General features: G+C 46.7%; 9 protein-coding genes. All 9 read left to right on the forward strand.

All coding sequences use genetic code 11. The features are described 5' to 3' along the window. Nucleotides 1–62: 62 nt before the first annotated feature. Nucleotides 63–935, forward strand: a complete 873-nt coding sequence (gene lsrF, locus QVP94_RS11235; protein WP_022192624.1) for a 3-hydroxy-5-phosphonooxypentane-2,4-dione thiolase — start codon at nt 63–65, stop codon at nt 933–935. 147 nt (nt 936–1,082) lie between these two features. Then, a complete protein-coding gene (locus QVP94_RS11240; RefSeq protein ID WP_008772435.1) occupies nt 1,083–1,967 on the forward strand; it encodes a beta-propeller domain-containing protein in 885 nt (294 codons plus the stop codon). Nucleotides 1,968–2,019: 52 nt separating this feature from the next. Then, nucleotides 2,020–3,339, forward strand: a complete 1,320-nt coding sequence (locus QVP94_RS11245; protein WP_005863027.1) for an MFS transporter — start codon at nt 2,020–2,022, stop codon at nt 3,337–3,339. 19 nt (nt 3,340–3,358) lie between these two features. Continuing rightward, nucleotides 3,359–4,357, forward strand: coding sequence for a glycoside hydrolase family 130 protein (locus QVP94_RS11250; RefSeq protein WP_022192625.1), 999 nt, complete (start codon nt 3,359–3,361; stop codon nt 4,355–4,357). Nucleotides 4,358–4,476: 119 nt separating this feature from the next. After that, nucleotides 4,477–4,818, forward strand: a complete 342-nt coding sequence (locus QVP94_RS11255; RefSeq protein ID WP_022192626.1) for a hypothetical protein — start codon at nt 4,477–4,479, stop codon at nt 4,816–4,818. 22 nt (nt 4,819–4,840) lie between these two features. Beyond that, complete coding sequence (locus QVP94_RS11260; protein ID WP_009017246.1) at nt 4,841–4,972, forward strand: alanine:cation symporter family protein; 132 nt, start codon at nt 4,841–4,843, stop codon at nt 4,970–4,972. A gap of 138 nt (nt 4,973–5,110) precedes the next feature. After that, complete coding sequence (locus QVP94_RS11265) at nt 5,111–6,829, forward strand: phosphoethanolamine transferase family protein (RefSeq protein WP_022192627.1); 1,719 nt, start codon at nt 5,111–5,113, stop codon at nt 6,827–6,829. Nucleotides 6,830–6,844: 15 nt separating this feature from the next. Then, nucleotides 6,845–9,331, forward strand: coding sequence for an ATP-binding protein (locus QVP94_RS11270; protein ID WP_022192628.1), 2,487 nt, complete (start codon nt 6,845–6,847; stop codon nt 9,329–9,331). A 370-nt stretch (nt 9,332–9,701) separates the two neighbouring features. Further along, the coding region (locus QVP94_RS11275) for a DUF418 domain-containing protein (RefSeq protein WP_288213252.1) at nt 9,702–10,495 on the forward strand (794 nt) is incomplete at its 3' end.

Here is a 10,495-nt window from a genome sequence, read left to right on the forward strand (position 1 = left end):
CACAGCGTGAGACGGGGCGTGCCCCGTCTCTATAAAATATAATAATATAACGAATAATAAATATGGCAGATTTAGATGATTTAAGAGAAGGTGCGGACTTCGGTTTAGGCATCAATTGTGAGAACCAGAGTTTCCATGTGAAGGGAGCCGAGAACTTACCTTGGGGTATGAAAGACCGTTTATCCCGTATCTTCAACCCGAAGACAGGCAAGGCGGTTATGCTTGCTTTTGACCATGGTTTCATCATGGGGCCGACTTCCGGTCTGGAGCGTATCGACTTGAATATCGTTCCTTTGATTGAATATGCGGATTGCTTGATGTGTACCCGTGGTATCCTGCAATCTACGATCCCTGCGAATACGACGAAACCGATTTGTCTTCGTTCGGACGCTGGAACGTCTATCCTTACGGATTTGAATGATAATGTATTGATCGATATAGAGGACGCTATCCGTATGAACGTCTCCGCCATGGCGGTTATGTTGGCTATCGGCGACGAGGCGCATGAGGCTAAGACTGTGGCTAACTTATATAAGGCGGTCGATAAGGCTAGCCGTTACAATATCCCGGTAATGGGTGTTACCGCCGTTGGTAAGCAAATGGCTCGAGACGCTCGTTATTTCGGTCTGGCTTCCCGTATCTGTGCGGAGAATGGCGCTAATATCGTGAAGACCTACTATTGTGAGGGCTTCGAGAAGGTAGCCGCCGCTTGCCCGGTTCCCGTGGTAATCGCCGGTGGTAAGAAATTACCGGAGAAAGAGGCGTTGGAATTATGTTATAATGCGATTAACGACGGTGCGGCTGGCGTGGATATGGGACGTAATGTATTCCAGAGTACTTCTCCTGTCGCCATGATCCAGGCGGTTCATGCGGTCGTGCATCAAGGTATCACGCCTAATCAGGGATATGAGTTGTTCCGTGACTTAGCGAAATAAAGAAGAATGAACCAATGTGTCGTTTCGCTAAATGTGTCAATATGCCAATGCGAATACAACACACATGATCTTTTTTTGCAGGGTGGATCCCATGTGTCCATCCTGCTATAATTGGCATATTATCTAATTAGTACATTATTATATACCATGAAAATCTATACTTTTATATTATCCGCATGCCTGCTACTCGTATGTTCCGCATGTCATGAGGCGTCGCATCATCTTTTATTAGGCGGTTCCGGCTGGGACAAGATCGCCATCGTAAACAAGAACACGAAAGAAATTGAATGGGAGCATCCCTTGGAAAAAGGATGGGAATGTAATTCCGTAGCTGTTACTCCCGATCGGAATATCCTTTTTTCCTATTCGAAAGGGGCAAAGCTAATCACCCGGGATCATGAGGAGGTCTGGAATATCTCCGCTCCGGAAGGGTGTGAGATGCAGACAGCCCGTGTACTTTCCAACGGTAATTATTTATTGGCGTGGTGTGGAAACCCGGCTACGATCATGGAAGTGAACGCAAAAGGAGAGATCCTGTCGAAAACAGATTTCGATACCCGAATTGAGCAACCCCATGCACAATTCCGTCAAGTAAACAAGAATAAGCGGGGCAATTATCTAGTGCCCTTGTTCGCTACCTCCGAGATCCGGGAAATATCCCCGTCCGGTCAATTGCTGAAAAGCGTGAAAGTAGACGGTAACCCGTTTAGCGTGGCTGCGTTGGATAACGGTAATTATCTGGTCGCTTGCGGTGATGCCCATTGCTTCATAGAGCTGAATTTCGAGACCGGAGATATCGTTCGCAAGGTGAATGCGAACGATATCGAGGGAGCCCAGCTTTTCTTTGTTGCCCAGTTGCTCCCTAAACGGGACGGTGGTTTGTATATCTGTAACTGGCAAGGCCATGACGGAGAGGCTGCGAAAGGACATTACCCGCAGTTGATCGAGATAAACGGAGCCGGAAAGATGGTCTGGGATTTGAATGATAACGCTACCTTCGGGATGATCTCCTCTATTTGTCCGATCGATTAAAGATATATCCGGATTATTAATTATATTTGTACACCTAAATTCTAAATAAAGCATGGAAGAGAAAAACACGAATGCTACTAAACGTCGAAACCCTGTGACTTGGGTCCCTAGTGTCTATTTTGCTATGGGATTGCCTTTTGTAGTGCTGAACATGGTTACCGTACTCATGTTTAAGGGATTGGATATATCGGATGCCCAGATTGCGTTATGGACCTCGGTTATCATGTTACCTTGGACCTTAAAGCCTTTATGGAGCCCGTTTTTGGAAATGTATCGTACTAAGAAATTCTTTGTCGTATTGACCCAGTTGTTATCCGGTTGCTTATTCGGTTTAGTGGCCTTGGCGTTAAACTTGCCGAGTTTCTTTGCTCTATCTATCGCATTATTAGGTATTATAGCGCTTAGCGGGGCTACGCATGACGTGGCAACGGATGGCGTTTATATGAAAGAGCTCTCGCCGGAGGATCAAGCCAAATATATCGGTTGGCAAGGTGCGTTTTACAATTTGGCGAAGATCGTAGCCACGGGTGGTCTGGTTTATCTGGCGGGTTATATGATGCAATATTTTACCGGGATAGGATTGGAGAAAGAGGCCGTGATATACGCTTGGATGATCGTTATGCTGCTTTGCGGTACGATCATGATCCTGCTTGGTTTTTATCATATGAAGATGTTGCCTTCGGGTGGGAAAGCCGCTACCAGAGAACATTCGTTGAAGGAAAGTATGGCTGAGTTATGGCTGGTCTTCAAGGAGTTCTTCACGAAGAAGTATATCGTGTGGTATATCTGTTTCATCATATTGTATCGTTTTGCCGAGGGTTTCGTGATAAAGATCGTACCTTTGTTCTTGAAAGCTCCGATAGCTGATCAAGGATTAGGACTAACGGAGCAAGAAATTGGTTTGTATTATGGTACGTTTGGGGCGGCGGCGTTCGTGCTGGGTTCTTTGCTTGGTGGATATTATATCTCGGCCAAGGGATTGCGAAAGGTATTGTTTACGCTTTGTTGTTGTTTCAATATACCGTTTTTGGTATACACGTTCTTGGCGTGTTTCCAGCCTGATAATGGTCTCATTATCGCTTCCGCCATCGTATTCGAGTATTTTGGCTATGGATTCGGTTTCGTGGGCTTGATGCTGTTTATGATGCAACAGGTAGCTCCGGGCAAGCATCAGATGGCGCATTATGCGTTCGCTTCAGGTATCATGAACCTTGGCGTAATGCTTCCGGGAATGATGAGCGGTTTCGTGAGCGACTGGCTAGGTTATAAGTATTTCTTTATCGTGACCTTGCTGGCGATGATCCCTTCATTCTTGGTAGCCTATTTCGTACCGTTCACGTATGACGATAAAGGTAATAAGTTAGTACAGTAATATTTTAATAGGATTAGTTATGGATAATTTGAAAATCGTAGGCGCTCCGCTGCCTAATATGCCTTGGGAAGATCGTCCCGAGGGTAGCAAAGAAGTAGTGTGGAGATATTCGAAGAACCCGGTGATTCCTCGTGATATCCTTCCGACATCGAACAGCGTGTTCAACAGTGCTGTTGTCCCTTTCAAAGGTGGTTATGCCGGTGTGTTCCGTTGCGACGATACGAATCGCCGGATGCGTTTGCACGTAGGTTTTAGCGCAGATGCCATTCATTGGAGTATCTCCGAGACAAAACTCGAGTTTGAGTGCGACGACAAGGAGATCGGCGAGTTTGTTTACGCCTACGACCCCCGTGTATGTTTTATCGAGGATCGTTATTATGTGACTTGGTGTAACGGTTATCATGGCCCGACGATCGGCGTGGCTTACACGTTCGATTTCGAGACCTTCCATCAGCTGGAGAACGCTTATCTGCCTTTCAACCGTAATGGCGTGATGTTCCCTCGTAAGATTAACGGAAACTTCGCCATGTTAAGCCGTCCGAGCGACAACGGTCATACTCCGTTCGGCGATATATTCTATAGCGAGTCTCCGGATATGTGTTTCTGGGGTAAACATCGCCACGTGATGTCTCCGGCTGCGTTCGAGGATAGCGCTTGGCAGTGTACGAAGATCGGTGCGGGCCCTATCCCTATCGAGACTTCCGAGGGCTGGTTATTGATTTACCACGGCGTGCTTCGTTCTTGCAACGGGTATGTGTATAGCTTCGGTTCCGCTATCTTGGATTTGGAGCAACCTTGGAAAGTGAAATTCCGTTCTGGACCTTATTTGTTATCCCCGCAAAAGGATTACGAGTGCATGGGAGACGTTCCGAACGTAGTCTTTCCTTGTGCCGCCTTGCATGATCCGGAGACGAAACGTATCGCTATCTATTACGGCTGCGCAGATACGGTAACAGGATTGGCTTTTGGCTATATTGATGAGATTTTGGATTTTACGAAGAAGAATTCAATCATTTAAAAGACTCGAGAAGAACAATATACTTTTGTTGTCGAAACAATATACTTTTACACACGAAAGTATATTGTTTTAGAACAAAAAGTATATTGTTTTTTTTATTAGGTAAAAGAGTAAGAGTTATGACAAAGATACAACAGTTTTTGGCAGATCTGTCCGAGGAGAAGAAATCCTTGTTTGTCCCTGTTTTCGGGAGCATGGAGAAATTTTATACGGTAGTTTACTTGATCGCCCGGAATGAGCACGTCACTGATCAGGAGAAGCCAGATCGTTATGAGGATCGTTTACAGGTGATTCGCCAGATACGTAACCGGGTGGAGAAACTAGTTTCCTCGTATGGCTTGGACGGAGGGGAGATCGTAGCCGATATCGCCAGCGACTATTTTGAGGATTATGTCAATTACAAAGAGCCGGAGCTAGACATTACGAATGATGAGTTTATCGCTATCCTCCAGAAAATATAGGAGATAAATATAATTTTATTGTGTGGTAGTATTGACATTATCCGGTATCACCGTGGCTTTGATGACTCTCCCGAACTTAATTGGTATCTTGCTGTTACATAGGGAAGTGAAAAACTCTGTCAAGGAGTATTGGCGACGGATGAAGGAGAAGTAATGACTGTGAATAACATTTTTTGTGTATAATACGCTTTGTATGTGTTTAATAACGCCTATCTTTGCCAATTACCGGAATTTTAGGTTCTGGGTATTAGTTGAGAAGAGTAATGATTGAGAGTTGGCAAAGTTTTATTGAATGAAGTATTTTACAAAGTTAATACGCTGGATATCTTCACAGGAGCATTTATATTTCTTATTTGCCCTGTTATTTATCATCCCAAACTGTGTGTTCTTTTTTACGGAACCGCTTCCCGTCACGGTCGGTATCGCCTCGTTGCTGATACCTTTGGCCTTTTGGATGGGTGTTTTGTTAGTGGCCCGTAAACCGGGGATCGTGGTTTGGTGCCTGTTGCCGAAGGTTATATTAGATGGGGGGCAGTTGGTGCTTCTGTATCTTTTTGGACAGTCCGTGATAGCGGTTGATATGTATTTGAACCTTACCAGCTCGAACGCTTCCGAGGCTAGTGAGTTATTGGGGAATATCATTCTGGTGATCGGTTGCGTATTCTTTTTCTATACATTACCTACGCTGGTGCTCGCTTGTCGTTCGATACGGCAGAAAGAGAAACTGCGAAATCCTTTCCGGAAGAAATGGGCCAAGATCAGCCTAGGCATGTTTGTCGTGGGTTTGCTCCTTTGCTTCCTGTCTCCTTCGCAAGATCACCGGTTCTCATGGAAGGACGATGTATATCCGGCTAACGCCCTATACAATTTATATTTCGCCATAAATAAGGCGGAGAGGAACAGCAAGTATCATATTACTTCCGCCGACTTTAAGTTCGACGCCACTAAGCCGGAGCAAGCGGAGGGAAAACGGGAGATCTACGTCTTAGTAGTGGGAGAGACCTCCCGTGCTATGGAATGGAGCCTTTACGGATACGAGCGCAAGACGACTCCCCGTATGGAGGCTTTAGACGGATTGGTGCATTTCACGGATGTGGTGACGCAATCGAATAATACGCATAAAAGTGTCCCCATTATCCTGTCCGCTGCCAGCGCCGAGAATTATGGAATCCTTTACGACGAGAAAAGTATCGTAACCGCTTTCAAGGAGGCCGGTTTCCGTACGCTCGTGATCGCCAACCAGAAACTTACGACTTCGATGATCGGCGCTTTTTACCGGGAGGCAGATACCTTTATCGATATGAGCGCATTTAATACGGGTTCTACGCTAACCTCCTTGCACGATGCGGCGATCCTGCCTTATCTAAAGAAGGAACTGGATAAAGAGGACGGTAATCTTTTCGTAGTACTGCATACTTATGGCTCGCATTTTAATTACCATGAACGTTATCCGAAGGAGTTCCGTTTCTATAGGCCGGATAAGGCGGAGGGAATTCGTGCCTCGTATAAAAAGGAGTTACGGAACGCTTATGATAATTCCATCCACTATACAGATTACGTGCTGGGGGAAATCGTGGATATGTTGGCGAAGACAAATGCTCCGGCATCCATGCTTTACTTAAGCGATCATGGAGAGGATATCTTCGATGATTCCAGAGCCCGTTATCTGCATGCGTCTCCGATACCGACCTATTACCAGTTGCATATCCCGTATGTGATCTGGTTCTCGAAGGCTTACCGGGAGTCATATCCCCAGAAATATCTGGAAGCGCAGGCACACGAGACTTATCCGGTTAGCACGAACAGCGTATTCCATACGATGCTTGATATAGCCGGTGTGCGGACTCCGGTGGCCGATTCCACGTTTGCCTTAACGAATCGTGCCTTCAAGGTACGTGACCGTATGTATCTGGGAGACCATGACGACCCGATCCCATTTTGGAAAGTCGGCTTAAAAAAGCAGGATTTTGAGATGATGGATAAATGGGATATCGCTTATGATAGGAATTAGACTGATCTCAACCGTATGAAAGAACAAAGCGGACATATTACTAGCAAGGTGATATTAGGCTATATTTTGCTGATTACCATTGCAGTCTGCTCGGTCGCTTACATTTATAATATCGTAGAGAAAGTGGCCGAGGAGGACGAGCCGGATCATCAGGCACGCCGGAAGGTGTACTTGGTCACCAATACGCTCTCCTTGCTCTATGAAAGCGAGGCGTTGGGGCAGTTGGTAGGCATGCCCCAGAACGAGTTCCGCCACTTCAATCGTACGTTGAATAAGGCCCATAATAACATGGATTCGTTGAGGACCTTGGTGACGGACTCCATGCAACTCCTGAAAATAGATACGATCGACATACTGCTGGAGCGTAAGCGATGGAATACCCGTCGTTTGCTTGAGACTTGGCAGGAAGCGAATACGGAGCGTCTTTATACGGAGAATATCGAGAAAATAATTGCCGTCCGGGATACAATCGTAAACGAGGTGCAGGTACAAGAGCGGGTAGAGGTCAAGCAAGATACGGTGGTAGTTCCCCGTAAGAAGCGGGGATTCTTCAAGCGTTTGGCCGACGTGTTCTCTCCCGGCAAGGAAGATACCAGCATCGTGGTGAACACGACCCGGGAGATCGTTACCGATACGTTGGTGAACGCTTATAATCCGACCGATACGATTGTCAGCGTGCTGAAAAGCATCCAAGACAGTGTGGCTTGGCAACGGCAACAACTGATGGATCAGTTGTTGGAAAGGGCCTCTAACTTACGGTATAACAATAGCGTGATTACCCGGGAGATCAACCAGATGCTCCGTAATATAGAGGAGGAGGAGATGGAGGCGTCGCTGGAAAGGGTCTATAAGAAGCAGGTACTATTAAGGGAGACCTCCCATTTGATCGCCGGAATCGCGATCGTCTCCGTGGTAATCGCCTTTCTGTTCCTCTTCTTTATCTCACGGGATATCTCACGAAGTAAATATTACCGTATGCAACTGGAAAAGGCGAAACAGGTCGCCGAGAGCTTATTGCGAAGCCGTGAGAAGCTGATGTTGACGATCAGCCACGATATACGGGCTCCGCTCTCTTCCATCATCGGATATATCGAGCTTTTGCTACGCCGCCATCCAGACGAGCGTCAGCAATATTATCTGGAGAACATGAAAGGTTCCTCGGATCATATCCTTTCCTTGGTGAACGACCTGTTGGATTTCCAGCGGTTGGAGTCCGGCGAGATGGAGGTGCATAGCGTTCCCTTCCGTGTCCCAGTCTTGTTCGATGAGATCTATACCAGCTTCCAGCCGATAGCGGAGGCGAAAGGCTTACGGTTTGTCTTGAACCTGAAACCGGAGGAGACTGGGCAAGTCTATATGGGCGACCCGATCCGTATCCGGCAGGTCGTAGGAAACCTCTTATCCAACGCTATCAAGTTCACGGAAGCGGGACGAGTCGTTTTGCTTGTCTCCCTCCAAAAACTTTCAATTATCAATTATCAATTATCTATTACCGTCAGCGATTCCGGTCCGGGCATCCCGAAAGAGGAACAAGAGCGGATATTCGGGGAGTTTACCCGCCTTGCCGATACGGAAGAGGCGGAAGGTTTCGGTCTGGGCCTCTCCATCACCCGTAAGCTTCTGTCCTTGATGAACGGTACGCTTGCTTTGGATAGTACCCCGGGAAAAGGCAGTGATTTCACGATCTTGCTACCTCTTCCCTTGGCTGATAACCAATCTTTGCCGGACGTAATGGCGGAGGCTCCGGATGCTGGTGAAGCCGAGGCTTTACCCTTGTTTGAGGGGCAAGATGTCTATTGTCTTCTGGTAGATGACGATCCTCTACAACTGGCCTTGACGGAGGAACTCTTGAAGCAGAGTCACGTGCAGGTGGTAGGTTGTACGAATCCGCATAACGTCCTCGAGCTATTGCGGAACACCGTATTCAACGCCATTATCACCGATATACAGATGCCGACGCTGGATGGCTATCATTTACTGGAGCGGATACGTACGTCCGGTATCCCCGGAACGGATGAGATCCCGGTGATCGCCCTATCTGCCAGTATCGCCAAGGAGCACGAGCATTATCTGGAGGCTGGTTTCACGGGTTTCTTGAACAAGCCGTTTACCGCCGCCCAATTAATCTCCTTGCTGAATGAGTTGCTGACACTCCATCTGGAGGCAAGGAGCGAGTTGAATTTCTCTTCGTTGACCGCTTTTGCCGGAGAGGATCCGGAGGCCTCAGCCTCTATACTGAAAACCTTCTCGGAGGAAACCCGCAAGAGCATCGACTTACTTCGGGATGCGTTAGAGGGAAAAGACCGGGAGGAAGCCTCCCGGATATCTCATAAGTTGATTCCCCTGTTCACGATGCTGGGGGCCAATTCATTGGTACAACACCTGCGGATCTTGGAGAAGAATGATGAGGAACTGACCGATTCCGGCTGGTACCACCTGCTGGGCGAGGTAATCGAGCAAGCGCTTGCTATCGTGAAGGATGCGGAGTCTGCCATCGGGTAATCTTGTGGAATCCGGTGTGGAATAAATACCCATCCGTGGAATGCCTTTCCCCATGCTTTTGAAATAAAATTCTACTTTATAGAAACAAAATTTATCTATTACTTGTTAAAGGATAAGTAGTTAGATATTCATTATCGTGCGTTTCGCTGGCTTTGGCACGATATTCGCTATCTATTTAATGAAATCGCAAGTGGGCGTTTCTACATTTAAACCGTTAAAAACGAAAGTCATGAATTTATTCATGGCGAAAGATTAAGTCCTGAGTATTCAATTTAAGTCTGCAAAAGAAAAAGGCATCCTTTCGAGGATGCTTTTTCTATTTAGTTTCGTTACTTTTGCCACGAAATAATAAAATCTACTGAATCATATCATGGAACACGCACTACAAGCCCGGCCCCGTATCGAGGTGGTCGACGCATTACGAGGATTTGCTGTTATGGCTATTATCCTATTGCATAATATCGAGCATTTTAACTTGTATAATTTTCCGGAGGCTACTACCGATTTTATGAAAGCCTTGGATAAAGGGGTATGGGATACCTTGTTCTTCCTCTTTTCCGGGAAGGCATACGCTATTTTCGCCCTGCTGTTCGGTTTTAGTTTTTTCATCCAGTTTGATAACCAAGCGAGGAAAGGGAAGGACTTCCGGCTTCGTTTCTTCTGGCGGTTGGTGCTCCTATTCTTTATCGGTTGCTTCAACGCATCGTTCTTCCCGGGGGAGATCTTGGTGCTTTATTCGATCTTGGGTATTGTGTTGATACCGGTTTGCAAGTTGAGTAATAAGGTGGTATTGGCGATCGCCGTGGTCTTGATGCTACAGCCTATGGAGTGGGGTAAATTCATGTATGCCCTGATGCATCCGGAATATGTGGCATCCAAGGAACAATGGCTGGTGCACTGTATGCGGATCTTTCCGTATATGGAAGGTACCAGCTTTTGGGAAATGGTCAAGTCCAATCTGTGGGACGGGCAGCTGTATAGCCTTCTCTGGGCTTGGAGCTATGGACGTTTCTTCCAGACATCGGCTCTCTTTATGCTGGGTATGTTGTTGGGGCGCAAGGGATTGTTTGTCGATCCGGAGAAGCACCGGACGTTTTGGACAAGGACCTTTGTTATCGGGGTAGTTTGTTTCATTCCCCTCTATTATCTGTCCCTTTCCCTACC

Origin of the sequence: Parabacteroides sp. CAG:2 (genome assembly GCF_000436315.1) — a bacterium.
Classification (GTDB): Bacteria; Bacteroidota; Bacteroidia; order Bacteroidales; family Tannerellaceae; genus Parabacteroides; species Parabacteroides distasonis.